At 72.5% G+C, this 24,550-nt stretch carries 25 protein-coding genes; 4 read left to right on the top strand and 21 right to left on the bottom strand.

Annotated elements, in window-relative coordinates; genetic code table 11:
- Positions 1 to 31: 31 nt before the first annotated feature.
- The 11 genes from ACWED2_RS19995 to ACWED2_RS19945 all read right to left on the bottom strand — a co-directional run bounded on the left by ACWED2_RS19995 (position 32) and on the right by ACWED2_RS19945 (position 11,076).
- A complete protein-coding gene (locus ACWED2_RS19995; RefSeq protein ID WP_449691977.1) occupies positions 32 to 370 on the bottom strand; it encodes a hypothetical protein in 339 nt (112 codons plus the stop codon).
- 13 nt (positions 371 to 383) lie between these two features.
- A complete protein-coding gene (locus ACWED2_RS19990; protein ID WP_449691976.1) occupies positions 384 to 824 on the bottom strand; it encodes a hypothetical protein in 441 nt (146 codons plus the stop codon).
- Positions 821 to 1,357, bottom strand: a complete 537-nt coding sequence (locus tag ACWED2_RS19985; RefSeq protein ID WP_449691975.1) for a hypothetical protein — start codon at positions 1,355 to 1,357, stop codon at positions 821 to 823. Before ACWED2_RS19985 ends, ACWED2_RS19990 begins: the two co-directional genes overlap by 4 nt.
- 17 nt (positions 1,358 to 1,374) lie before the next feature.
- Entirely contained in the window at positions 1,375 to 2,346 is a 972-nt protein-coding gene (gene hemB / locus ACWED2_RS19980) for a porphobilinogen synthase (protein WP_449691974.1), read from the bottom strand.
- A 152-nt stretch (positions 2,347 to 2,498) separates the two neighbouring features.
- Positions 2,499 to 4,031, bottom strand: a complete 1,533-nt coding sequence (locus ACWED2_RS19975; protein ID WP_449691973.1) for a uroporphyrinogen-III synthase — start codon at positions 4,029 to 4,031, stop codon at positions 2,499 to 2,501.
- Positions 4,032 to 4,113: 82 nt separating this feature from the next.
- Positions 4,114 to 5,043 carry a hydroxymethylbilane synthase gene (hemC, locus tag ACWED2_RS19970; protein WP_449691972.1) on the bottom strand — a complete coding sequence of 310 codons (930 nt, stop codon included), beginning with the start codon at positions 5,041 to 5,043 and terminating at the stop codon, positions 4,114 to 4,116.
- Between the two features lie 20 nt (positions 5,044 to 5,063).
- Positions 5,064 to 6,371: a glutamyl-tRNA reductase gene (locus ACWED2_RS19965; RefSeq protein ID WP_449691971.1), complete on the bottom strand. Its 1,308-nt coding sequence runs from the start codon at positions 6,369 to 6,371 to the stop codon at positions 5,064 to 5,066.
- Between the two features lie 73 nt (positions 6,372 to 6,444).
- A complete protein-coding gene (locus ACWED2_RS19960) occupies positions 6,445 to 7,368 on the bottom strand; it encodes a redox-sensing transcriptional repressor Rex (RefSeq protein ID WP_449691970.1) in 924 nt (307 codons plus the stop codon).
- Between the two features lie 336 nt (positions 7,369 to 7,704).
- On the bottom strand, positions 7,705 to 9,261 hold the full coding sequence (locus ACWED2_RS19955) for a molybdopterin-dependent oxidoreductase (RefSeq protein ID WP_449691969.1): 1,557 nt from the start codon (positions 9,259 to 9,261) through the stop codon (positions 7,705 to 7,707).
- Between the two features lie 65 nt (positions 9,262 to 9,326).
- Positions 9,327 to 9,563 (bottom strand): glutaredoxin family protein, encoded by a 237-nt coding sequence (locus tag ACWED2_RS19950; RefSeq protein WP_360263394.1) that lies wholly within the window; start codon positions 9,561 to 9,563, stop codon positions 9,327 to 9,329.
- A gap of 10 nt (positions 9,564 to 9,573) precedes the next feature.
- Positions 9,574 to 11,076: an AMP-binding protein gene (locus tag ACWED2_RS19945; RefSeq protein ID WP_449691968.1), complete on the bottom strand. Its 1,503-nt coding sequence runs from the start codon at positions 11,074 to 11,076 to the stop codon at positions 9,574 to 9,576.
- A gap of 332 nt (positions 11,077 to 11,408) precedes the next feature.
- Here ACWED2_RS19945 and ACWED2_RS19940 point away from each other — a divergent pair, with 332 nt between their 5' ends.
- The 4 genes from ACWED2_RS19940 to ACWED2_RS19925 all read left to right on the top strand — a co-directional run bounded on the left by ACWED2_RS19940 (position 11,409) and on the right by ACWED2_RS19925 (position 15,267).
- Complete coding sequence (locus ACWED2_RS19940; protein ID WP_449691967.1) at positions 11,409 to 12,101, top strand: sigma-70 family RNA polymerase sigma factor; 693 nt, start codon at positions 11,409 to 11,411, stop codon at positions 12,099 to 12,101.
- A gap of 115 nt (positions 12,102 to 12,216) precedes the next feature.
- A complete protein-coding gene (locus tag ACWED2_RS19935) occupies positions 12,217 to 13,293 on the top strand; it encodes a DUF5667 domain-containing protein (RefSeq protein ID WP_449691966.1) in 1,077 nt (358 codons plus the stop codon).
- Between the two features lie 59 nt (positions 13,294 to 13,352).
- A complete protein-coding gene (locus tag ACWED2_RS19930; protein ID WP_449691965.1) occupies positions 13,353 to 14,255 on the top strand; it encodes an HAD family hydrolase in 903 nt (300 codons plus the stop codon).
- A gap of 70 nt (positions 14,256 to 14,325) precedes the next feature.
- Positions 14,326 to 15,267 (top strand): CPBP family glutamic-type intramembrane protease, encoded by a 942-nt coding sequence (locus tag ACWED2_RS19925; RefSeq protein ID WP_449691964.1) that lies wholly within the window; start codon positions 14,326 to 14,328, stop codon positions 15,265 to 15,267.
- Here the strand turns inward: ACWED2_RS19925 and ACWED2_RS19920 are convergent.
- From ACWED2_RS19920 to ACWED2_RS19875, 10 genes are all read right to left on the bottom strand, one after another.
- Positions 15,234 to 15,908, bottom strand: a complete 675-nt coding sequence (locus tag ACWED2_RS19920) for a response regulator transcription factor (protein WP_449691963.1) — start codon at positions 15,906 to 15,908, stop codon at positions 15,234 to 15,236. The genes ACWED2_RS19925 and ACWED2_RS19920 overlap by 34 nt on opposite strands.
- Positions 15,896 to 17,128 carry a sensor histidine kinase gene (locus tag ACWED2_RS19915; protein ID WP_449691962.1) on the bottom strand — a complete coding sequence of 411 codons (1,233 nt, stop codon included), beginning with the start codon at positions 17,126 to 17,128 and terminating at the stop codon, positions 15,896 to 15,898. Before ACWED2_RS19915 ends, ACWED2_RS19920 begins: the two co-directional genes overlap by 13 nt.
- Before the next feature lie 43 nt (positions 17,129 to 17,171).
- Positions 17,172 to 18,203 carry a lysophospholipid acyltransferase family protein gene (locus tag ACWED2_RS19910; RefSeq protein ID WP_449691961.1) on the bottom strand — a complete coding sequence of 344 codons (1,032 nt, stop codon included), beginning with the start codon at positions 18,201 to 18,203 and terminating at the stop codon, positions 17,172 to 17,174.
- A gap of 77 nt (positions 18,204 to 18,280) precedes the next feature.
- Positions 18,281 to 19,324 (bottom strand): NAD-dependent epimerase/dehydratase family protein, encoded by a 1,044-nt coding sequence (locus ACWED2_RS19905; RefSeq protein WP_449691960.1) that lies wholly within the window; start codon positions 19,322 to 19,324, stop codon positions 18,281 to 18,283.
- 256 nt (positions 19,325 to 19,580) lie between these two features.
- Complete coding sequence (locus ACWED2_RS19900; protein ID WP_007030867.1) at positions 19,581 to 19,682, bottom strand: 30S ribosomal protein bS22; 102 nt, start codon at positions 19,680 to 19,682, stop codon at positions 19,581 to 19,583.
- A gap of 166 nt (positions 19,683 to 19,848) precedes the next feature.
- Positions 19,849 to 20,064 carry a helix-turn-helix domain-containing protein gene (locus ACWED2_RS19895; RefSeq protein WP_013222402.1) on the bottom strand — a complete coding sequence of 72 codons (216 nt, stop codon included), beginning with the start codon at positions 20,062 to 20,064 and terminating at the stop codon, positions 19,849 to 19,851.
- A gap of 208 nt (positions 20,065 to 20,272) precedes the next feature.
- The gene (proC, locus tag ACWED2_RS19890) at positions 20,273 to 21,082 is read right to left on the bottom strand and encodes a pyrroline-5-carboxylate reductase (protein WP_449691959.1); all 810 of its coding nucleotides are present in this window, start codon (positions 21,080 to 21,082) and stop codon (positions 20,273 to 20,275) included.
- A 128-nt stretch (positions 21,083 to 21,210) separates the two neighbouring features.
- Positions 21,211 to 22,029 (bottom strand): thioesterase family protein, encoded by an 819-nt coding sequence (locus ACWED2_RS19885; RefSeq protein WP_449692090.1) that lies wholly within the window; start codon positions 22,027 to 22,029, stop codon positions 21,211 to 21,213.
- A 134-nt stretch (positions 22,030 to 22,163) separates the two neighbouring features.
- On the bottom strand, positions 22,164 to 22,976 hold the full coding sequence (locus ACWED2_RS19880; protein WP_449691958.1) for a sugar phosphate isomerase/epimerase family protein: 813 nt from the start codon (positions 22,974 to 22,976) through the stop codon (positions 22,164 to 22,166).
- A 68-nt stretch (positions 22,977 to 23,044) separates the two neighbouring features.
- Positions 23,045 to 24,391 (bottom strand): hypothetical protein, encoded by a 1,347-nt coding sequence (locus ACWED2_RS19875; protein ID WP_449691957.1) that lies wholly within the window; start codon positions 24,389 to 24,391, stop codon positions 23,045 to 23,047.
- Between the last annotated feature and the right edge of the window lie 159 nt (positions 24,392 to 24,550).

Raw genomic sequence — 24,550 nt, 5'->3', positions numbered from 1 at the left:
GACTGTTCGTTGCCTGTGCGCGAGCTGTGTATCAGGCCTTGGGCTTGGGGCCGCGCGCACGGATGGCGAGCGACAGCTGACGCACCGCGTCGACCAGCAGCAACGCGGCCACGGTGCCGAGCCCGATGGCGGCGGCGAGCAGCCCGCCGAAGTACCGGTGCGACTCGAGCACGGCGCCGTCGTCGGTCCGGGTGACGACGGTGGCGACGCTGTCGTGCCAGCACAGGAAGGCCACCCAGCCGGCGAGCCCGGCGAGCAGCACCTCCACGACGGCGACCAGCGTCCGCCACGGCTTGTGCAGCCTCGCCTGCGGGCCGGGTTCTTCCGGCGGCCAGAGCTCGGCGCCGGTGGGCTGCGGAAGGTCGATCACGGTACCGATTTTCTCATGCTTCGCGCGGGGTCGCCCGGACGAGCCGGTCCAGCGCGTCCCGCAGGGCCTCGACGTCCTTCGCCCAGGCGAGCACCACCGTGCCGTCGGCCAGCTTCAACGGCAACGAATCGTACTTCCGCGGCACCGACCAGCCGCCGCCCAGCACCCGCGCGCCGACCGGCGTCCCGACGTCCGCCACCTCGGCGATCTGCGCGGCCGGCACCTGCTCCCGGCCCTGCCGCAGCCGCTCGGTGGTCACCTCCAGCGACAGGAACCGGCGGCGGGCGTACACCCACGGCATCGTGATCACGCACAGCGCGATCCCGACCATCAGCCAGCCCACCACGTGCACCGGGCCGCCGGTGACCAGCTCCGCCAGCGCGCCCACCAGCGCGAACGCCGGGCCCCAGCCGATCGCCGCCCAGCTCACGCCGGACTCGGCGTAGAGCCTCACGGCTTCTTGCCGACCTTGGGGAAGTAGCCGCTCACCGAAGGCAGGTACAGCAGCACCAGCGCGATCACGAACAGCAGCACCGCGACCAGCGTCAGGTAGGTCAGCACCGGCGCGAAGGTGAAGATCAGCAGCACCATCACGATCGGCAGCACGGTGAGCACCGTCCGGGCCGAGCGGGTGCCTTCGCGGGCCTTGTACGCGAACAGCAGGAACAGCAGCGTGAACACGATCGACCCGACCAGGAGGAACCACAGCATCGCCGTGACGCCGTCCGCGATCATCTGCGGGGTGATCTTCGGGTCCTTGGTGCCCTCGATGTACCGGTCGATGACCGCGGACTTGCCGGCCAGCAACTGGACGTACCCGAGGATCAGCACCACGCCCCCGGCCAGCCACAGCCAGAACGACACGGCCACCGGCCGCGGCGGGGTCGCCTTGGGCGCCTTCTCACCGGGGAGCACCGGATCGGGCGACCGGCCCTGCTTGCGCCGTTCGTCGTCGGTCAGACCCGAGAGGTCCTCTTTGTCTTCCACGCGAGGACTCTAGCCGGTCAGTCCAGCCAGGCAGCGGCTTCGGCGGCCCAGTAGGTGAGGATCATGTCCGCACCCGCGCGGCGGATCGACGTCAGCACCTCGAGGACGGTCCGCTCGCGGTCGAGCCAGCCGTTCGCCGCGGCGGCCTCGACCATCGCGTACTCGCCCGAGATGTTGTACGCCGCCACCGGCACCGGGGAGATGTCCGCCGCCGCCTTGATGACGTCCAGGTAGGCCAGCGCAGGCTTGACCATGATCATGTCCGCGCCTTCGGCGAGGTCCAGCTCGATTTCGCGCAGCGCCTCGCGGCCGTTGCCCGGGTCCTGCTGGTAGGTCTTGCGGTCGCCCTTGAGCTGCGAGTCGACCGCCTCGCGGAAGGGGCCGTAGAACGCGCTGGCGTACTTCGCGGAGTAGGCGAGGATCGCCGCGTCCTTGTGCCCGACCTCGTCGAGCGCCCGGCGGATGACGCCGATCTGGCCGTCCATCATCCCGGACGGGCCGAGCACGTGCGCCCCGGCTTCGTACTGCGCGATCGCCATCTGGGCGTAGATCCGCAGGGTGGCGTCGTTGTCGACCGCGCCGTCGGCGTCCAGGACGCCGCAGTGGCCGTGGTCGGTGAACTCGTCGAGGCACGTGTCGGCCATCAGCACGGTGGCGTCACCGAGCTCGTGGCGCAGGTCGCGCAGGGCGACGTTGAGGATGCCGTTTTCGTCGACGGCTCCGGAGCCCTCGGCGTCACGCGTGGCCGGGATGCCGAACAGCATCAGCCCGCCGACCCCGGCGTTGACCGCGTCGACGGCGGCCTTCCGCAGCGTGTCGCGGGTGTGCTGGACGACGCCGGGCATGCTCGCGATCGGCCGCGGCGCGTCGATCCCTTCGGCGACGAACATCGGGAGGATCAGCTGGCGTGGCCGCAGCGTCGTTTCGCCCACCAGCCTGCGCATGGCCGGGGTGGTGCGAAGCCTGCGGGGACGATGCTCGGGGAACACCCTTACCAAGTTACTCCCGCTCCTTTTGCCGGAGTTCCGCAAGGGTGCTCAGCGGTCCTCCCGGATCGCCGAACGCGCGGCCTCCGACCACCCCCGCCGAACCGGACGAAGGCCGCCCCGGCGAACCGGGACGGCCTTCGTCGTGAAGAACCTCAGGAGCGGCGGGCCCGCTTCGCCTTGCGCGGCGGCGGCAGCGCACCCTCGGCGCGCAGCCGGGCCGCGTGCTCGGCCAGCGCGTCCACCAGGTGCGGCACGTCCGCCTTCTCCGGCTGGACGTCGACCCGCAGCCCGAACTCCACGGCGGTCTCCGCGGTCTTCGGGCCGATGCACGCGACCAGCGTGCGGGTGTGCGGCTTGCCGGCGATGCCGACCAGGTTCCGCACGGTCGAGGACGAGGTGAAGCAGACCGCGTCGAACCCGCCGGTCTTGATCATCTCGCGGGTCTCGGCGGGCGGCGGCGCCGCCCGGACGGTCCGGTAGGCCGTCACGTCGTCGATCTCCCAGCCGCGCTCGCGCAGGCCGGCCGACAGCGTCTCGGTGGCGATGTCCGCCCGCGGCAGCAGCACGCGGTCGACCGGGTCGAGCACGTCGTCGTACGGCGGGAACTCCGCCAGGAGCCCTTCCGAAGACTGCTCACCGGACGGGACCAGCTCCGGGATGATGCCGAACGAGCGCACCTTCGCCGCCGTCGACTCGCCCACGCAGGCGATCTTCACGCCGGAGAACGCACGAGCGTCGAGCCCGAACTCCTCGAACTTCTCCCACACCGCGCGGACCGCGTTGGTAGAGGTGAAGACGATCCACTGGTAGCGGCCGTCGACCAGGCCCTTGACCGAGCGCTCCATCTGCGCCGGGCTGCGGGGCGGCTCGACCGAGATGGTCGGCACCTCGTGCGACGTCGCGCCGTGACCGCGCAGCCGCTCGGCCATCTCGCCGGCCTGCTCCTTGGTGCGCGGCACCAGGACCTTCCAGCCGTACAGCGCGCGCGACTCCCACCACGACAGCTTCGAGCGCTGCCCGGCGGCCTGGCCGATCGTGACGATCAGCGGCCCGACGAGCTCGCCCGCGTCGTTCGCGACCTTCTCGAGCGTGGTGTCGAGGGTGCGCTGGGTGTTGATCGTGCCGTTCGCGGTGACCGCGACCGGGGTCGACGCCGGAACGCCGTTGCCGGTCAGCGCCGAAGCGGCCTCGGCCAGGTGCGCCGACGTCGCGTGCAGCACCAGCGGGCCGGGCGCGGCGGCCAGTGCCGCCCAGTCGACGTCGCCGCGGACGTCGACCTCGGTGTGCGTGCCGCCCAGCGCGACGCCCGCGTACGCCGGGACGGCCGCGGCCGGGGAGACGCCCGGGATGACGTCGAACACGGCGCTCGTGCGCGCGACCGCCTGGACCTCGGCCACCACGGCCGGGGTGGTCAGCGGGTCGCCCGCGACCAGGCGCAGCACCAGCCGGCCGGCCTTGGCCTCGGTGGTGAGGTCCTTGGCGACCTCGGCGGCCTCGCCGACGGCGGGCCGCACCTCGGCGCCCTCGGCCGCCATGGCCAGCACGGCCTGCGGCACGTCGGGGTCGGTCACCACGACCTCGGCCTTGGCGAGCAGTTCCTGGGCACGGACCGTGAGCAGGCCGGCGTCGCCGGGGCCGGAGCCCACGAACGCTACGCGCCCGGTGGTCTTTCGCGCGGGGGTCATCTGTGCGTTTCTCCTCTTGCGGCGGCCGTGCCCGATCGCCTGGCCGCAGGTCTCCTACGTCTTGAAAGCGCTCGCGAGAGCGCTACTGAGCGGGGCCGGAGAGTGCTCCGGCGCCCAGGTCCAGCAGCTCGGCGGCCAGGTCCTTGCCCAGCTGGGCGGCCTGGTCCTTGTCGGCCAGTGCGATGGCCCGGACCATGTCCACCGCACCGTTCTCGCCTTCCGCGGCGGCGGTGCCGCGCAGCGAGATCCGTTCCACGACCTTGCCCTCGGCGTCGAGATCTTCGACGATCTCGGCGAGCGCACCCACCGGCGCGCTGCACCCCGCCTCGAGCGCGGCCAGCAGGGAACGCTCGGCCGTCACCGCGGCCCGCGTGCCCTCGTCGTCCAAAGTGGACCGGAGCAGCTGCTCGAGGTCCACGTCGGCGGCCCGGCACTCCACCGCCAGCGCACCCTGCGCGGGTGCGGGCAGCATCTGGATCGGGTCGAGGGTCTCGGTGATCGCCTCGGCCCGGCCGATCCTGGCCAGTCCGGCACGCGCGAGCACCACGGCATCGAGCTCGCCGTCGGACACCTTGCGCATGCGGGTGTCGATATTGCCGCGAATCGGCACGATTTCCAAACCGAGGCCCAGCGCGCGCAGCTGCGCGGTGCGCCGCGGGGAGCCCGTGCCCACTTTCGAGCCGGGCAGCAGCTCACCCAGCGTCAGCCCGTCGCGCGCGACGAGCGCGTCCCGCGGGTCCTCGCGCGGCGGCACGGCGGCCAGCGTGATGCCCGGTTCGGGGGCGGTCGGCAGGTCCTTGTACGAGTGGACGATGACGTCGACCTCGTTGCGCAGCAACGCTTCCCGCAACGCCGATGTGAAGACGCCGACCCCGATCGTGGGAATCGGCGCGGAGGACTGGTCACCGGGCGTGGTCACCTTGACGATCTCGACCTCGGCGCCGGTGGCCCGCAGGGCGTCGGCGACGGTCCCGGTCTGGGCGAGCGCGAGCTTCGAACCGCGCGTACCCATGCGAATGACTCTGGTCACTGCTACTTCTTCTCTGGTGGGGGCTTCGGGCTCGCCACCGCGGCGGGCGCCTGCGGGTCGAGGCAGAACAGTTCTCGCAACGCGTTCGCGTAGTCGGTGTCGGCCGTCTCGGCGGCCAGCTGCTTGACCCGCACCGTCGGCGCGTGGAGCAGCTTGTCGACCACCCGGCGGACCGTGCGGCCGACCTCTTCGCGGACGGCGCCGTCCAGCTCGGGCAGGCGGTTGTCCAGCCGCAGCAGCTCGGCGTCGACGACCTCGGCCGCGCGGCGGCGCAGGGCGGTCACCGTCGGCGTCACCTCGGCGCTGCGCTGCCCGGCGAGGTAGTCGCGGACCTCGTCGAGGACGATCCCGGTCGCCTTGGCGGTCTGGCGCTCGGTGGTCGGCGTCCCGGCCTCGCGCATCCGGCGCTGGATGGTGGCCAGGTCGACCACCCGCACGTCCGCCAGCTCGCCGACCTCCGGGTCGACGTCCCGCGGCAGGCCGAGGTCGCAGACGACGAGGTCCCGGCCGCGCCGCGGCAGCACCTGGTCCGGTCCGAAGACGGCGTCCTGCGCGCCGGTGCAGCAGATCACGATGTCGGCGTTGCGAACGGCGTCGGCGACAGCGGACAGCGGGACCGCGCGGGCGGGCACGCCCTGCTCGGTGACGTTCGCGGCGAGCCGGCGGGCGCGGGCGTCGGTGCGGTTGGCCACGGTGATCTCGCCGATCCCGGCCTTGCGCAGCTGCGACGCGCTCAGCGCGCCCATCGAGCCGGCGCCGACGATGACGGCGTGCTTGCCGGCGACGTCCCCGGCCGCGGCGAGGGCTTCGGAGACGACCGACGCGCCGAGCTGGTCGAGCCCGGTCTCGGTGTGCACGCGCTTGCCGACGCGCAGCGTGGTCTGGATGAGTTCGTGCAGCGTGCGGCCGACGGTGCCGGCCTCGCGCGCGGTGGCGTAGGCGGACCGGATCTGGCCGAGGATCTGCGTCTCGCCGACGACCATGGAGTCCAGGCCCGAGGTGACCGAGAACAGGTGCTCGACGGCGGCACCGGCGTAGTGGACGTACAGGCTGTCGTAGAGCTCGGCGGGCGCCATCCCGGCCTGGCGGGCGAGCACCTCGGAGACGTCGTTGAGGCCGCCGTGGAAGGTCTCGACGACCGCGTAGACCTCGATCCGGTTGCAGGTCGAGACCAGCATGACCTCACTGACGTGCTCGGCCTGCTGCAGCTCGTCGAGCACCTTGCCGATCTCGGGGGCGGGCACCGCGACGCGTTCGAGCGTGCTCAGCTCCGCACTCCGATGCGAGAGACCGACCGCCAAGACGCTCATGCGCACACCTCGCTGACGCTCGGCGTAGCCTGAGCGGCAAGCGCTGTGTCGAATGATTCACTCGCAAGCTCGCTCATGAGCGCACCACCATTTCCCGTCCGCCGTCCGGACCCGAGCCGTTCCGCCTGCCGTTCCCATTCTCGGACGGGTGAACAGCGCCGGGTAATCCGGAATTGCCCTGATTGCCGGCGGCCGAGGCTTCACTGTCCGCGCGGCGGGCCACATGGAACGAGAGTATCTGCAGCTCGACGGCCAAATCCACTTTGCGGACCTCGATGTGAGCAGGAACCTGCAACACGACCGGAGCGAAGTTCAGGATGCACTGGACACCGCCCGCGACCAGCCGGTCACACACCGACTGCGCCGCGGTGGGCGGGGTGGCGATCACGCCGATGGAGATGCCGCGCTCGGCGCAGATCCGCGGGATGTCGTCCATGTGCGACACCGGGAGGCCGCCGACCGGCACGCCGATCAGGTCCGGGTCCAGGTCGAACAGCGCTTCGACCGGGAAGCCGCGCCCCGGGAAGCCGCCGTAGTTGGCCAGCGCGTGGCCCAGGTTGCCGATCCCGACCACGGCGACCTTGTGCTGCCGGGTCAGGCCGAGGATGCGCTCGATCTGGCTGACCAGGACGCCGACCTCGTAGCCGACGCCGCGGGTGCCGTAGGAGCCCAAGTAGGAGAGGTCTTTGCGCAATTTGGCGGAATTCACGCCGGCGGCCTGCGAGAGCTCTTCGCTCGAAACGGTCGTCGCGCCCTGTTCGGACATTCCGGACAGCACCCGGAGGTAGACGGCCAGCCGCGCGACGGCGGCCTCGGGGATGGACTTCGCCCGGACGGCCTCGGGGGCATCCCCGTTGCGACCGGGCTCACCGGCGGGGACCGCGGGCATTTCGGCGGTGGGGGCGTTGTCGGCGTCGGGGCCGGCCGGGCGGCGGGGCCGCCGGGGCGCCGGGCCCGGGGAGTCCGCCGCGTCGCGCCTCCCCCGCTGTGTCACCACGCCGTAGTTCTCCTGCCCGCTGTGCACGTCTGGCGGCCATCGCCATTCGGAACTGTGTCTTGACCCAGGACCCGGTGTCCGGTTCGATACCGGCCCGCCCCGGGCGATGGCCCTACGGTAGACCACTTGTGAACGCACGCACAAAGTCACTGGTCGGAGGCGGTTCCGCGGGCCACACGATCATGACGCGGCGTCAGAATCCTTGCCCGGCAGGCACTTCCGGTTTCGCGGCGGGCACCCGGTGATCGAAAGCCGCCCGGCGGCGCGGCCCGCGGGACGCGGCGAGCGGGCCACCAGCCGCGGTGAACGGCTCCGCCGGACCGATCGGCCGGCGGCTCAGCGGGCGTCGAGGGTGACCGAGTGCCAGCCGGTGGCGCCGTCCGGGACCGGGTCCGCGCGGTTCTCCGTCTGCGTGTAGCCGTCCTGATCGGTCGCCCGCACCGACGCCTGGTGCGTCCCCTTCGGCACGTCGAGTTCGATCCACCACATCCGCCAGGTGTCCTTGCTCACCTCGGCCGACAGGGTCGCCTCCCGCCACTCCCCCTGGTCCAGCCGGACCTCGACCTTCGCGATGCCCGTGTGCTGCGCCCACGCCGTGCCGGCCAGCCGGACCTTGCCCGCCGTGACGCCCGCGAACCCGCTCGGCGTGTCGATCCGGGATTCGGTCTTGATCGGCGCCTGCTCGGCCCAGCCGCGGCTCAGCCAGTACGCCTGCCGGGCGTCCCACCGGGTGAATTCGAGCGACTCGACCCACTTCGTCGCCGAGACGTACCCGTACAGGCCGGGGATGACGATCCGGGCCGGGAAGCCGTGCTCGACCGGCAGCGGCTCGCCGTTCATCCCGATCGCCAGCATCGCGCCGCGCGCCGGGTCGAGGGCGACGTTCGCCGGCGTGCCGCACGTCCAGCCGTCGGTGCTGGTGGCGAACATCTGCTCCGCACCCGCCTGGACCCCGGCCTCTTCCAGCAGGTCCACCAGGTCGACGCCGATCCAGGACGCGTTCGAGATCAGCGGCCCGCCGACCTCGTTGGACACGCAGGTCAGCGTCACCCGGCGTTCGACCAGCGGCCGGTTGCGGATGTCGGCGTAGGAGAAGGTCACCTGGCGGTCGACCATCCCGTGGATCTTCAGGCGCCAGTCCTCGGCGCGGATCTGCGGCACGACCAGGGCGGTGTCGATGCGGTAGAAGTCCGCGTTCGGCGTGAGGAACGGCGGCGAGCCGAGCTTCGCGAAGTCGGCGTCCGCGGGCAGCGGCGGCGCGGTGCGCGCGGGCACGAGCGGCCCGACGGCGGCCCGCGAGTTCTCGGCGTTCGAGCTGGTCCCCGCCACCTGGCCGACGACGGCCGCGATTCCCGACCCCGCGGCCACCCCGACGCCGGCCCGCAGGAACTTGCGGCGGTCGAAGCCCCGCTCGTCGACGACGTCGACCGGCAGCGCGATCCGGTGCAGGACGGTGAACACCGCCAGGCCGGCGACCAGGGCGGCGACCGGCGCGAGCAGCGAAACCTGCCCGAGGTCGCTGCGCGCGTACACGGCCGCGACGCCGGCGGCGCCGAGGACGAAGACGAGCACCTGACCGGCCCGGGGCGTCCGGCGCGAAAGCTGCCCGGCGAGCAGCGCGAACAGGACCAGCACCACGGCGAGCCCGATCTTGAGCACCGGCTTGTCCCAGGTGCCCAGCGTCCGCTCGGCCCACTTCACGATGGCCGTCGGACTGTGGTCGACGACGTAGTTCGCCACCGCGATGAACGGCGACGCCGTGTACCCGACGAAGCCCGCGACCAGGTGCCCGACGCCGAGGGCCGCGGCCAGCGCGAGGAGCCCGATGAGGGTCGCGACGGGCAGCGAAAGCCGCCGGGGTGCTTCGGGCGGCGCTTCCTGCAGAGTGCTCACGTCTCCATCTTCGGAGCGAGCGCGTGAAGCGGCTGCCCGATACCGCTTACGGACGTGTTACGGCTTCAGGCCAGCGCCCGGCGCAGCCGGTCCTCTTCGACGCGCCAGTACCCGTGCTCGGCGCCGTCGACCAGGATCACCGGGACGCGGTCGCCGTACTCGGCGCGCCACTCGGGGTCGGTGTCGACGTCCTCGGCCTTCCACGCGACGCCGAGCTCACCGCAGATCCGGGCGACGTCGGCCTCCGCGACCTCGCAGAGGTGGCAACCGTCCCGGCCCATCACCGTCACTTCGTGCGCCATGCCGTTCTTCCTACCGCAACCGCAGGCGGCGCAGCTTCCCGGTGGCCGAGTGCGGCAGCGACTCGGCGAATTCGACCAGGTGCGGCACCTTGTAGCCGGCCAGGTGGGCCGCGCAGTGGTCGACGACCTGCTGCTCGGACAGTGCCGCCCCGGCCGACGGCACGACGACCGCCTTGACCGCCTCGCCGCTGCGCTCGTCGACCACGCCGACGACCGCGGCCTCGGCCACCTCCGGCAGCTCGTCGATCACGGCCTCCACCTCGCGCGGGAAGACGTTGAAGCCGTTGACGATGATCAGGTCGTTGGCCCGGTCGACCAGGTGCAGGTCGCCGTCGGTGTCGAGGTAGCCGACGTCGCCGGTGCGGAACCAGCCCTCGCCGTCGGGTCCGTGGTCGCCGTCGGGCCAGTAGCCGGAGAAGAGGTTGGCGCCGCGGATCGACACCAGCCCGGTCTCGCCCTCGGCCTCGAAGACGTCGTCGACGTCGTCCGGGTCGAGCGGCACGGCCGGGTCGGTGCCGTCGCTGTCGACCAGCCGCAGCTCGACGCCGGGCAGCGGCCGCCCGACCGAGCCGGGCTTCGGGTAGCCGGTGACCAGCGTCGACGTCACCACCGGGGCGCATTCGGTGAGGCCGTAGCCCTCGTAGACGTCGAGGCCGGCGGCCTCCCGGATCGCGGTCAGCACCTTGGGGTGCAGCGGCGCGGCACCCGAGGTCATCCGCCGCACGGTGGCCAGTCCGCGGCGGAGCTCGTCGGCGCCGAACGCGGCGAACTCGCCGTACATCGTCGGGACGCCGGTGATCGAGGTGACGCGGTGCTCGGCGCAGTCGTCGAGCGTCCGCTGCGCCTCGAAGCGCTCGGAGAGCACCGCGGTCGCCCCGACCGCGGTCGCGTGCAGCAGGCCGGGCCCGAGGCCGTAGACGTGGAAGAGCGGGATGGTGATCAGCACGCGGTCGTCGTGGTCCAGGACGCCCTCGACCGCGCTGATCTGCTCGAGGTTCGCCAGCAGGGCGCGGTGCGACAGCATCACCCCGCGCGGCGGCCCGGTGGTGCCGGACGTGTACGAAATGACCGCGATGTCCTCCCCGGCCCGGCCGGCGTCGGCGAATTCACCCGGGTCACCCGCGGGTGTGAGGCCGATCACGCCGTCCGGGAGGTCCTCGTCCGGATCGCGTTGGACGACGACCTTCGCGCCACTGTGCTCCAGCAGCTTTTCGAGCTCCGGCGGCGGCACCTGCGGCGACAGCGGCACGACGATCGCGCCCGCGCGCAGCGCGCCGAAGAAGGCGACCACGAAGTCCAGTGACGTCGGCAGCCGCAGCCCGACCCGGTCGCCGGGCGCGACACCGGCGTCCGCCAACCGGCGGGCCTGGGCCTGGGCGGCCGCGTCGACCTCGCGGTAGTTCAGGCCGCGTCCGGTGCCGGTTTCGAGCACGGCCGGGTGCTCCGGCCACGTCGCCGCGGCCCGTGTGAGCAGCCCGCCGACCCCCGGCTGCGTCCCGTCTGGAGCACTCACCCGCGACCCGCCTCTCCTCGTCCCGCGCGAACCGTTGCAAGTCTGTCATCTGAAGCGACGTCATGGGTGCTGACCGCGGGCGTTCCCTCTGCGCAACCCCGGAACCACTACCTACTTAGCGGTAACAACACGTATGCTGCACTGCGTCGCGCCGGTGGAGTTGATCACCGCCGCGACCGGAGAGAGGGAGTCGCCGTGAGGAACTTGCCTGTCCACGAGGTCGTGGGGCATGCGAGCCGGCCGATCCCTGCTCGTCCGGGTTCCGGGGGTTGTGGGGGCACCGGGGATACCGTGGCCCGCTGGGTCGAAGCCACCGCCGGAGGTGCCACCCGATGACCGTCCCGACCGCCGTCAGCCGCGGGCCCGTCTTCATGTTCGCCGAGCGCGTCTTCGGCCGGACGTCCGCCGTGCCGCTGAGCAGGCAGGCGGCCGACGACGAGCGCGCCGAGGCGGCCAAGGCCGAGGCCTGGGACCTGGTGCGGGCCGCACAGGACGGCGACTCGTCCGCCTTCGGCCGGCTCTACGACCGCTACGTCGACGTCGTCTACCGCTACGTGCTGTTCCGGCTCGGCGACCGCGACCTCGCCGAGGACGTCACCAGCGAGACGTTCCTGCGCGCGCTGCGCCGCATCACGTCGGTGAGCTACCAGGGACGTGACGTCGGCGCCTGGTTCGTCACCATCGCCCGCAACCTCGTGCTCGACCACGTCAAGTCGAGCCGGTTCAAGCTCGAAGTGGTCACCGACGAGGTCACCGAGCCCGGTTCGGCGCCGTTCAGCGTCGGCGCGGCCGTCCAGGCGGGCCCCGAGCAGGAGGCGATCAGCCGCGCCACCCGGGCCGAGCTGCTGCGCTGCGTCGCGGAACTGGGCGATGACCAGCGCGAATGCATTGTCCTGCGGTTCCTCCAAGGCCTGTCCGTCGCCGAGACGGCCGAGATCATGAACCGCAACGAAGGCGCGATCAAGGCGCTCCAGCACCGCGCGGTGCGCCGATTGGGACAACTTCTGCCCACCGGATTGCGCTGAACCCGCGAACTTTTCCGGTCTTCGGCCGAAACCGGTAACCCTGGCGGCTTCTGGATCGTTACCCCACGCAGACCGGTGTGTGGACCGGCCGAGGCCCGGGATGGAGAGCAGCGCCGTGAGGTTTGCGCGTGAGCGAGCCGAGAGCGAGCGGTTCGCGCGTGCCCTGGAACCGTCGCCGGTGCGCCGCGACGGCGAGTTCGCCGACGAGCTCGCGATCGTCGGCGCCCTGCGCGACCTCGGCGCGGCCGGCGCCCCGGACCTGGAGACGCGGCAGCGGATCCGCGCGGAGATCGCGGGCCGCCTGGAGACGGCGGCGGCCACCGCTCCGGGTCGGAGGTGGCGGCCGCGGACCGCCGACCTGGTGGCCGCCGCGCTCTTCCTCTTCCTCGTCCTCTCGGGGCTCACGCTGGTGCTCTCACGCACCGCATTGCCCGGTGACCCGCTGTACGGCGTCAAGCGCGCCGGCGAGTCGACCGCGCTGGGCCTGACGTTCGGTGACCAGGAGAAGGCGCGCAAGCACCTCGAGTTCGCCACCAACCGGATCACCGAGCTCGGCGAGCTCGCCGCCGAGGGCGCGAACGCGTCCGACTACCGGACCGCGTACGACGACTTCGCCGCCGACCTGCGGGCCGGCGTCGCCCAGATGTCCACCGCGGCGACCAGCGACGGCGCCGGCACGCAGGCGCTGTCCGACGTCCGGCTGTGGGCGCGCAACCAGGCGGCGAGGCTGGCCGCGCAGCCGCTCCCGGCCGACGCGGCGCCGGTGTTCGGCGACGTCCGGGACCTGCTGGGCAAGGTCCAGGAGCGCACGAGCGGCCTGGTGGCGCGGATGAACTGCTACCAGATCACCACCGGCACCTCCGACGAGCTGGGTCCGCTCCCGGCGACCGGCGAGTGCACCCAGCGCCCGGCCCCGGCCGCCGGCGGCCAGCCGACGTCGGCGACGGCGTCGGTCGCGCCTTCGCCGTCGGACAGCACATCGCCGGCGGCGACGGGCACGCAGCTGCCGCCGTCCGACGCCGCCGCGACCCCGGGCCTCCCGGCCCCGACCGGCGGGGTGACGCCGCCCCCGGTGTTCGGCCAGCCGTCGACGACGTCCCGGCCGCCGGCGCCGACGACCACCACGTCCCCGCCGCCGCTGGTTTCGATCCCGCCGCTCCTGCCGGGTCTCCCGCCGATCATCATCGGCTGAGGTCCCGCCCACACCTGCGACGGCGCGGTGGGCGGCTCGCTACGCTGTGCGAAGGAGACGTGGAGGCGGTGTACGTGTCAGCTTGGCGTGGCAAGGACAAGAGTCAGGAGCTCGAACGGCTCGCCGAGCTGGCGGGCGAGGCGTCGGCCGAGGCCGCGCACGCCCTTTCCGAACCCCCTGCCCCGCCTGCGCCGCCGGACCTCACCGCGGCCGCGTTCTTCGACGTCGACAACACGATGATGATGGGCGCGTCGATCTTCTACTTCGCCCGCGGCCTGGCGGCCCGGAAGTTCTTCACGTCGGCGGATCTGGCCGGGTTCGTCTGGGGCCAGATCAAGTTCCGGCTCGGCGGCCGCGAGAACAAAGAGGACATCAAGACCCACCGCGAGCGCGCACTGTCCTTTGTGGCCGGCCGCACGGTGGCGGAGCTGACGTCGATCAGCGAAGAGATCTACGACGAGCTGATGGCGGACAAGATCTGGTCCGGCACCCGCGCGCTGGCCCAGATGCACCTGGACGCGGGCCAGCGGGTCTGGCTGGTGACGGCGACGCCGATCGAGCTGGCGGCGATCATTTCGCGCCGGCTCGGCCTCACCGGCGCGCTGGGCACGGTGGCGGAGACGCGCGACGGCGTGTACACCGGCCGCCTGGTGGGCGACCTGCTGCACGGCCGCGCGAAGGCCCACGCGGTGCGGGCGCTGGCCTCCCGCGAGGGGCTGAACCTCAAGCGCTGCACGGCGTACTCGGACTCGGCGAACGACATCCCGATGCTGTCGGCGGTGGGCACCGCGGTCGCGGTCAACCCGGACGGCGGGCTCCGGGACGTGGCCCGGGCGCGCGGCTGGGAGATCCGCGACTTCCGGACCGGCCGGAAGGCGGCGAAGATCGGCGTCCCTTCGGTACTGGGCGCCGGGGCACTGGCCGGCGCCGTGGCGGCCGGCATGGCCTACCGCCGCCGGTAGCGCCTGCGCTACCTCCTCTTCGGGTGCGCGTGGGAATGACCCGCCCGCCGCCGGCTGGTGTGCTTTTCCCATGGGAAAAGCAGCTTCGACGGAGGGCAGCGCGGTGGCGACCCGAGTGGACATCGAAGAGCGGACCGGTGGCGGGGGCGGGCTGCGGGACAGCCTTCGCAGACATCCGCTCACCTGGTTCTTCGTCCTGGCCAACCTGCTGAGCTGGGTCGCCTGGACGCCGTACATCCTGTCGGAGAACGGACTGGGCGTCCTCCACTTCCGGTTCCCGGAGCTGCTCGGCACCTCGCAGTTCGCCGGCGTCCTGCCGGGCGCCTACCTCGGCCCGATCGGCGCGGCGTTCCTCGTCACCGCGATCGCCGACGGGCGGACCGGCCTGCGCCGCTGGGCCGGGCGGCTGTTCAAGTTCCGGGTCCACTGGTTCTGGTACGTGGCCGTCGTGCTCAGCGTGCCCGCGCTGCTCACGCTCACCACGATGGCGTTGTCCGAGCAGAACCCCCTCGTCCCGGCCGTGGCGACGCTGGTGGCCTACCTGCCGGGCCTGGTGCTGCAGATGCTCACGACCGGGCTCGCGGAAGAGCCCGGCTGGCGGGACTTCGCCCTGCCCCGCCTCCAGCAGCGCTACGGGCCGCTCGGCGGCACGCTGATCCTCGGCCCGCTCTGGGGTTTGTGGCACCTGCCGCTGTTCTTCAGCCAGTGGGGTGGCTGGCCGGACGTCACCTGGCTGACGCCGATCGAGTTCGTCGCCACCTGCGTCACCTTCAGCATCATCATGACCTGGGTGTTCAACCGCACCGGCCAGAGCCTGCCGCTCGCCATGCTGCTGCACACCAGCGTCAACAACTTCTTCTCGCTCGCCTGGTCGGAGATGTTCCCGTCGCTGTCGGTCCGGGACACGACCCACGCGTTCCTGCTCGCCTCGGCCGCGGTGTCGCTGGTCCTGCTCGTCGCGACCCGGGGACGGCTGGGCTACCGGCCCAAAGCCCACGGGCTCGAAGCCTGACCCCGCAGGTAGTGCAGCACCGCGGTGACCCGCCGGTCCACCCGGTCGGTGGGGGCGAGGTCGAGCTTGGCGAAGATGTTGCGGATGTGCTTGTGCACGGCGCCGTCGGTGACGACGAGCCGTTCGGCGATCGCGCCGTTGCCCAGGCCTTCGGCCATGAGTCCCAGCACTTCGCGCTCGCGCGCGCTGAGCCGCTCGAGCCGGTCGTCCGGACGGCTGCGCGTCAGCAGCTGGGCGACGACCTCCGGGTCGATCGCGGTGCCGCCGTCCGCGACCCGCTGCAGGGCCTCGAGGAACTCCTCCACCCGGCCGACCCGCTCCTTGAGCAGGTAGCCGAGGCCGGCGCCACCGCCGGTGAACAGTTCGGTGGCGAACGCCTGCTCGACGTGCGCGGACAGCACGAGCACCGCGAGCCCGGGCCGCCGGCGGCGAGCCTCGACGGCCGCGACGATCCCTTCGTCGGTGTGCGTCGGCGGCATGCGGACGTCCACAATGGCCAGATCCGGCCCGTGTTCGTCCACCGCCGCCAGGAAGTCCTCGGCGTTGGCCACCGCCGCTCGGACGTCGACGCCCTCGGCGCGCAGCAGCATCGCGACCCCCTCACGCAGCAGCGGGTCGTCCTCGGCGATCACGATCCGCACGGCAGGCTCACCCTCAGGGTCGTCGGTCCGCCGGGCGGGCTGGTCAACGCGAAGGTCCCGTCGTGGGCCTCGACGCGGCGCCGGATGCCGGTCAGCCCGGACCCGGAGTTCGCGTCCGCCCCGCCGCGGCCGTCGTCGGTGACCTCCACGTGCACCCGGTCCGGCTCGTCGCGGAGCCGGACCGTCGCGGCGCTCGCCCCGCTGTGCCTGGTGACGTTCGTGAGCGCCTCGGCGACGACGAAGTAGGCCGTCACCTGGACCGAGACGGCGGGACTGCCGGCGAGGTCGGCGTCGATCCGGCAGGTCACCGGGCAGTCGGCGGCCAGCGCGGTGAGCGCGTCGGGAAGGCTGCGTTCGGTCAGCACCGGCGGGAGGATACTGCGCACCACTCCGCGTAGTTCCGCGAGCGCCTGCTCGCCGGCGTCCTGGGCGCGCCCGAGGATCTCGTCCGCCGCGGCGGGATCCCGCGCCAGCGCCCGCCTCGCGGCACCCAGCAGCACGTTCACCGCGACCAGCCGGTTCTGCGTCCCGTCGTGCAGCGACCGTTCGATCCGCCGCAGTTCGACGGCGTGGGCGTCCAGCGCCGCCGCGCGCGTGGCGGTCAGCTCGGCGATGCGCAGCGCGAGGTCGGTCCCGCGGGCGGGCGCCAGCAGCCGCAGTCCCGGCCACTCCTGCAACCGGGCCAGCAGCGGCATGACCAGCACCGAGACGACCAGCGTCGCGACGCCGAACAGGCAGACCAGAAAGGCGTCACCCCAGTCCGTCGCCGTGAAGAACCGCTGGGCCGTGGTGGCGTCGTCGGGCGCGACGAACCACCACCACACCGGGAACGACGCGTCGTGCATGACGTCGACGGCCAGGGTCAGGGCGGTCAGGCCGAGGAGCAGCCCCAAGGTGCTGTGGCAGACGAGCCAGCCCAGTTCGCGCCGGACGGAGTCCTGGGCGAGGGCGGCACGCACCTCCCGCGGCACCGGTGCCGGGCGGAGCACCTCCAGTCGCGTCCGCTCCCGGTCGGCGACCGTGCGCACCAGGCGCAGGGCGGCGGGCACCAGCAGGATGCCGACGCCGGCCAGGCAGAGCACGGCCGTCCCGAGCACCCACAGCGAGGCAGCGACCGCCAGCACGGCGGTGCCCATGCCCACGACGAGCCGCTCCAGCGCGTCCAGCGCCGCACGGGCGCGGACTACCGGGTGCCACGGCCGGGCGTCCTCGGTGGCCATCCCGGAGAGGATAGAGCACCTGCCCCGGCCGGGTGGACACAGCTCAGCCGCGGAAGACCGACTTCCGCTGCGAAAGCCGCTGGTACAGCGTCTGCTGGATCGACTCCCGGACCTGGTCGGTCAGCTGGAACACCAGCATCGGGTCGTCGACCGCGTCCGGGCCGTAGGAGTCCGTCGCGATCGGCGCACCGAACTCGATGCTCCACTTGGTCGGCAGCGGCACCGCGCCCAGCAGGCCGAAGTGCGGGAAGAACGGCGTCACCGGGAAGTACGGCAGCCCGAGCATCCGCGCCAGCACCTTGATGTCGCCGAGCTTCGGGTAGATCTCCTCGGCGCCGATCACCGACACCGGGATGATCGGCACGCCCGCCTTCAGCGCGGCCGAAACGAACCCGCCGCGGCCGAAGCGCTGCAGCTTGTAGCGCGAAGCGAACGGCTTGCCGACGCCCTTGAAGCCCTCCGGCCACACCCCGACCAGCTCGCCCTTGCGCAGCAGGCGCTCGGCGTCCGCGTGACAGGCCAGCGTCTGGCCGGACTTGCGGGCGAACGACCCGACCAGCGGCACCTGGAACACCAGGTCCGCGCCGAGCCCGCGCAGGTGCCGGCCGCCGGTCTCGTCGTGGACCGCCACCGCCGTCATCAGGGAGTCGAGCGGGATCGTGCCCGAGTGGTTCGACACCAGCAGCGCGCCGCCGGCCGCCGGGAGGTTCTCGACGCCGTACGTGTCGACGCGGAACCACTTCTTGTACAGCGCGCGCAGCGGCGGCAGGAACACCGCCTCGGTCAGCTCGGCGTCGAAACCGAACTCGTCCACGGTGTAGTCGCCGGTCAGCCGGTCGCGGATGAAGCCGAGCGCCGAACGCGCGGCGGCCGACAGTGACTCTTCCGACCGGGGCGCTTGCGGTGCCGGCTGGTCGGCACCGCCGGGGAAGGCGACGACCGGCGCCTGCTCCTGTTCACGGAGGTCGCGCTCGGCCTCCACGGCTTCCGGCTTCTCCCGGCCCGGTCCGTGCAGGGGGATGACCTGCGCCTCGGCACCGCCCACCGTTCCCGCCTCGCTTCCGAAGTCGTCCAAGTCCTGCGGTCTGCCTGTAACAACCGGAGCTTCGCTCCGGGCCGGGGGCTTCGCCACCCGGACCCCTGAAAAGCCCTTTATCGGCTCTGCCCCGTCGCGGCGGCGACGAGCACCTTGCCGGCCAGGCCGGCCAGCTTGCCGCCGTCGAGCACCGGGCGGAGCCCGCGTCCGACGATGTAGTCGTCGAACGCCTCACGCGTGGTCCACCGCGGGGTGTACCCGAACTCCTGCTTCAGCTTGGCGATGTCGACGACCCGGCCGAAGTTCAGCAGCCGGACCTGGTCGGCGGAGAAGTCCACGACGCGGGCGCCCCGCAGGACCTTGCCGACCGACGGCACCACGCTCCGCGGCATCGGCAGCTCGACCCGGCCGGCCCGCCGGATCGCCTGCGAGAGGGTGAGTACCCCCTCCGCGCCGACGTTGAACACGCCGGGCTTGTCGTTCAGGGTCGCCCGTTCCAGCACCGACAACGCGTCCGAGGAGTGCAGCAGCTGGATGCGCGCGTCGTAGCCGAAGACCGTCGGCACCACCGGCAGCGCGAAGTAGCGCGCGAGGACGGTGTCGGTCTCGGGGCCGATGATGTTGGCGAAGCGGAACAGCGTGGTCGTGATGTCCGGGCGGCGGCGCACCAGGCCCCGCACGTACCCCTCCATCTCGACGGCGTCCTTGGCGTACCCGCTGGTCGACGTCGGGATGAGCTCGGAGTCCTCGGTGAACACCGCCTGCGAGCGGGCGCCGGCGCCGTAGACGGCCGCCGTCGACTTGACCACCAGCTTCCGCACCAGCGGGGAGCGCTGGCAGGCGGCCAGCAGCCGCATGGTGCCGATGACGTTGACTTCCTTGATCGCCGTGCGGCGGCCCGGGCCCGCCGGGTGCGCGGTGCAGGACGCGTGCACCACCGTGTCCACCTTGGCCGTGCTGATCACCTTGGCGATCAACGGGTTCCTGATATCCGCGCGGACGAACTCCGCGTGGCCCATGCGCTGCAGGACCGCCTTGTCCGGCGGGACCGTGTCGACACCGATGACCCGTTCGAAGTCGGGGTTGTTGCCCAGCCGGGCGAGCAGTTTCCCGCCCAGTTCCCCGGCGACCCCGGTGACGAGCACGATGTTCGACGGCATGCGACTCCCTGCGGCGTAGGGCATGTGGGGGGTGGACGGTCACCCGAGGCGCGCGAACCTGCACTCACTGGAAGCATCGCGCGGACGCCCTTGAGATGTTACCGCTCTTCAGTGGTAGCTCCGGCCCGTCTCACGTGCTATTAACGCCGGTTTCCCCGGAAAGCGACGAACGCCTCACTCGACCGGGCGAAAACTGCCCACCACATGGACGTGGCCCGTCCAGAGACTGGACGGGCCACGGTCACGCTCAGCAGGCTTACTTGCCGGCCTTACGACGCTGGACGCGCGTACGGCGAAGCAGCTTGCGGTGCTTCTTCTTCGACATGCGCTTGCGGCGCTTCTTGATCACAGAGCCCATGGGCGCTCCTTAGTTAGACGTCGGTCACGCTGCCCGGCGCAGCGTCCAACGGGTGGAGCGCACAGGCACGAGCGGTTTTCCAGGTTACCCGTCACCCGTGACGGGCCGGTCGGCGGGCACGTCGTAGCGCTGCGCGCCGCTGGCCACGGCGTGCCCGGAGACCGGCTCAACCCACGTCGTAGTAGGCACCCTGCAGGTACTCGTGCACTGCTTTCTCCGGCACCCGGAAGGACTTGCCGACCCTGACGGCGGGCAGCTCACCCGAGTGCACGAGACGGTAGACGGTCATCTTGGAGACCCGCATCAGCGTGGCGACCTCGGCGACCGTCAGGAACTGGACCTGCCCGACGGCGGGCAAATCCTCCTTCTTGTTCGGCGACATGTTTACCGCGTCCTTCGACACGTGTCGCGCCACGAGGCTTCCCCACCTGTGGTATCGACACGCACGTGCTCTATCGAGAGTAGCGGGACTGGTGGGACTAATGCGACGCCTGTCACCGAGATGGGCCCCTACCAGCGCTAACGCACAAGCACCCGCGCGTGCAAGACCCCGGGAATCGTCCTTTCCGGGGAAATCGGGCGCCCGGGAGTCAGCTCTCGTGGGCCTTGCCGAGCTCCACGGAACGGTCCTTCGCGGCCTCGATAGCGGCCAGCAACGCGGCGCGGACGCCGTGCTTCTCGAGTTCGCGGATGGCGTTGATGGTCGTCCCGGCCGGCGAGGTCACGGCCTCGCGCAGCAGCACGGGGTGCTCGTCGGATTCGGCGAGCATCTTCGCCGCCCCGACGGCCGACTGGATGATCAGCTGCCCGGCCAGCGCCCGCGGCAGGCCCAGCAGGATCCCGGCGTCGATCATGGCCTCGACCAGGTAGAAGAAGTAGGCGGGCCCGGACCCGGACAGCGCGGTGACGGCGTCCTGCTGGGCCTCGGGCACCTCCACGACCTGCCCGACGTGCGAAAGCAGGTCCCGCACCACGGCGAGGTGCTCGGCGGTCGCGTACCGGCCCGCGGAGATGGCGCTCATGGCCTCGTTGACCAGCATCGGCGTGTTCGGCATGACCCGGACGACCGGCACACCCTCGGCGAGCCGCCGTTCGTACAGCGAGGTGGGCAGCCCGGCACAGAGTGAAACAACGAGTGACGACGGCCCGAGCAGCGGCGCGAGCTCGTCGAGAACGGGCTCGATGTCCTGCGGCTTGACGGCGACCACCAGGATGTCGGCCTGCTTGGCGGCTTCCTCCACCTCGACGCCGCGGATGCCGTAGCGGCCGGTCAGCTCTTCGACGCGCGCCGGGTACCGCTCGGTGAAGACGAGGTCGCCGGCGTCGTGGCCGCCGTGCAGCAGCCCCGAGAGCAACGCCTCACCGATCTTGCCCGCACCCAGCACCGCGATGACCGTCATGGGCCAAGCGTGCCAAACCCCGCCGGGCGCCGCGGTGCCGGGGCGACGGAGACCGTGATGCCCCGCCGATCACGCGTGATGCCGCTTCAAGCACGCGTGATGCCCCTCCGAGCACACCCGGCCCGTGCTCAGCCGCCCGGAGCCGGGGCCAGGCCGAGCTGACGGGCCTGGCACACGAGCCGCCCCTGCGCGTCCACCACCGTGGCGTCGGAGTCGAACCACGACTCGTGCACCGAACGAGACTCGACCACCACGCGCAGCCAGCCCGGTGCCGGGCGCGTCCGCAGCAACGCCGTCAGCTGGACCGTCGGCGCCCAGCCGATGCGCCCGAGGTTCATCACCACCGGCGGGTTCACGTCGGAGGCGAGCAGCGAAAAGTACGGGTCGGCCAGGCTGTGCCGCGGCCGGACCCACAGCCGCACCCGGGGCGGCTCGCCGGTGCGCCCGGTGAGGAACCCCGCGGTCGCCGGATCCAGCCGGACCTCGCAGCCCTTGGCCAGGTTGAACGGCCCCTCGGTGCTCTCGGCCATCGCCGGCGCGCCGGGCGGCGGCTCGGCGGGCATCGACGGCACGTCGGTCCACTCCGGGCGGCGCATCGGCAGCCGGCCCGTCGTCACCCTGGCCTCGACGCAGCTGCGGCCGCGCTGCTCCAGCCGGACCTCGACCACCGTCGCGCGGCGGCCGACCTTGCGGACGTCCGTGCGCAGCAGCACCGGGCCGAGCGCGGGCGCGTGCAGGAACTCCGCGCTGACGACCAGCGGCTCCGCGTGCGGCTCACCGCGCTCGTGCAGGGCGGCGATCGCCGCCCTCGCCAGCAGGGCGAGCAGGAAACCCCCGTGCGGGTGCGAGCCGATGGCCCATTCCGCACGCAGCACCGCGGTGAAGGTGCCGTCCCCCAGCGACCGCGCCGCACTCGCCGTGTCGAAGGACACGGCGGTGCCGTCCATTCCGCTCACGAACGGTCCGCGCCATTTCGGGAATCCGGGGAGGTGACGAGCAATGAGAGCGACGGGTTCACGGACCGAACTTTACGGGTTCAACCGGCGGAAATGCACTGGGGCGTGGATATGCCCGCCGCCCGTTATTGCCCGAGGTGGAACCGCGCGAACAACAAGGCCTCGGCCAGGTCGCGGACGCGCGTGCCCGCGGTGACGGCGTGCCGGGTGTTGATCTCCAGCACGATCTGACCGGCGAAACCGTTGCTGACCAGCTTCTCGAGCAGTTCGGCGCAGGGCTGGCCACCGCGTCCGGGTACCAGGTGTTCGTCCTTCGGGACGCCGGTGCCATCGGCCAGATGGACGTGCGAGAGGCCGTCGCCCATCCGCTGCGCCAGCGCCAGCGCGTCCATCTCGGCTGCCGCTGTGTGGGACAGGTCGAGCGTGTAGTGCCGGAACCCGACGTCCGTCGGATCGATCGACGGCCGGAACGCGGACACGCGCGAATTCTTGGAACCACCGGGCGGGCGGACCTTGAACATGTTTTCGACGGCGATTTCCACGCCGCTCGACTCCTCCAGTTCGTCGACCAGATCGCCGAACGCATCCCCGTACCGGCGCTGCCAGCGGAACGGCGGGTGCACCACCACCGTGCGCGCGCCGAGCTCGAGCGCGGCGTCCACCGACATCCGCAGCCGGACGGCCGGGTCGGGCGACCAGATCCGCTGGGTGATCAGCAGCGACGGCGAGTGCACCGACAGCACGGGCACGCCGGTGCGCCGCGACCACCGCCGCAGCGCGGTGACGTCCTGGCTGACCGGGTCGGCCCAGACCATCACCTCGACGCCGTCGTAGCCGAGCTCGGCGGCCAGCTCGAAGGCCGTGCCCGCCCTGAGGGGCCACACCGACGCCGTGCTGAGTCCGACGGGGATCGGCTGCTCGTCTGTCACGCGCGCCATCCTGCCTCGTCACCCCGCGTGGGCGGCGCCGCCGGGCCGCCAACGCGACGCGCGTCACCGCGCGCGCGTCAGCGGCCGACGAGCAGCAGCGCCGCCGGCGACACCGTCACCACCAGGCCCACCAGCACCGCCAGCACCGTGGTCTGCAGGTCTTCGGCGCGGCGGATCTTCCGCACGATCCAGACCAGCGCGACGACCACCAGCAGCGCGGCGACCAGCGCGGCGGCCGGGATGTTCACCCAGAGCCAGTTGAAGCCGAGCCAGACGGCGGCCCCGCCGACGACGCCCATCGCGAGCTGGCCGGCCAGTGCCAGCCACTGCTTGCCGGGCGAAGCCGCGGGCTCCGGCTCCGCGACCGGCTCGGGCGCGTCGTCGTACTCGTCGTCTTCGTAGCCTTCGCCCTGCTCGTAGCCGTAGTCGTCCTGCTCGAAGTCCGGGCCGTCCGCCGGGTAGTCGTCGGCGAACTCGCGCTCGTAGGGCGCCAGGTCGTCCGGGATCGGCGCCCGCGAGGCCCGGTCGCCGGGCGCGAACGGCATCGGCGGCGGGTACGCGCCCGTCGGCGGGCCCGCGTCGTAGGCGGCCTGGTAGCCGCTGCTCTCCGGGGCGAAGCCGTCGGGCTCGAAGTCGTCCTCGGGGTAGCCGTCGTCCGGGGCGTCGGTGGGCACCGCCGGCATGACGCCGATCTCGGTGTCCTCCATCTGCTCCTTCTGCCGCCGCTTGCGCCAGTTCGCCAGGCCCGCGGGCGAGGACGGTTCCGGCGGCTCGGGCTTCTTGCCCTTCGGCGGCACGGGCGGGCCGGGCAGCTCGTCGTCCGGGACCGCCGAGAACTGCTCGGTGTGGTCCTCGCGCTTCGGCTCCGGGCGGCGCGCCGGGGCGCGGCGCGGCCGGCCGGGCGCGGCGGGCGGGGTCGCGAACGACCCGCTGGCCATCGGGCCCGGCGGGACGTCGATGTCGGCGTCCGGGGTGCCGTTGAGGCCGTCGAGCCGGGCCGAGAGTGGGCCGCCGGGCGGCGGCGGGGGCGTCGGCAGCTGCTGCGACGGCTGCGGCGGCGGCACCGGCAACTGCTGGGACGGCTGCGGCGGGCCGGGGCGGCGCCGGACCGGCGGGACGGCCGCGCGGGTCTCCTCGGCCGCCGGCGGCACCGGCAGCTGCTGCGACGGCTGCGGCGGCGGCACCGGCAGCTGCTGGGAGGGCTGCGGCGGCGGCACGGGCAGTTGCTGCGACGGCGGGGGCGGCGGCTGGCGGCGCGGCGCGGCGCGCGGCGGCACCGGCAGCTGCGCGGACTCCTGCGGGCGCGCGAACTGGCCCGAATCCTGCGGCGGCCGGGCGAACTTGCCGGACTCCTGCGGGGCCGGGCGGGCGTACTGGCCGGACTCGGCACCGCCGGGGGCGGGCCGCGCCGGGGGCGGCGGCACCGGCCGGGGCAGCGGCTGGGAGTCCTGCGGGACCGCACGGGGCGCGGGCGGCGGCGGGGACGGCGGCTCGGCGGGACAACTGGCTGCCGGTGTACGGCGCGCCGCGCGTGATCGACGGCGCGGCCAACGGCTACCTCTACGACCAGGTCAGCGGCACGG

The sequence above is a fragment of the Amycolatopsis sp. NPDC005003 genome (genome assembly GCF_053600695.1).
Note: the sequence above shows the minus strand (reverse complement) of the source record. Positions and strands in the feature narration are given on the sequence as shown.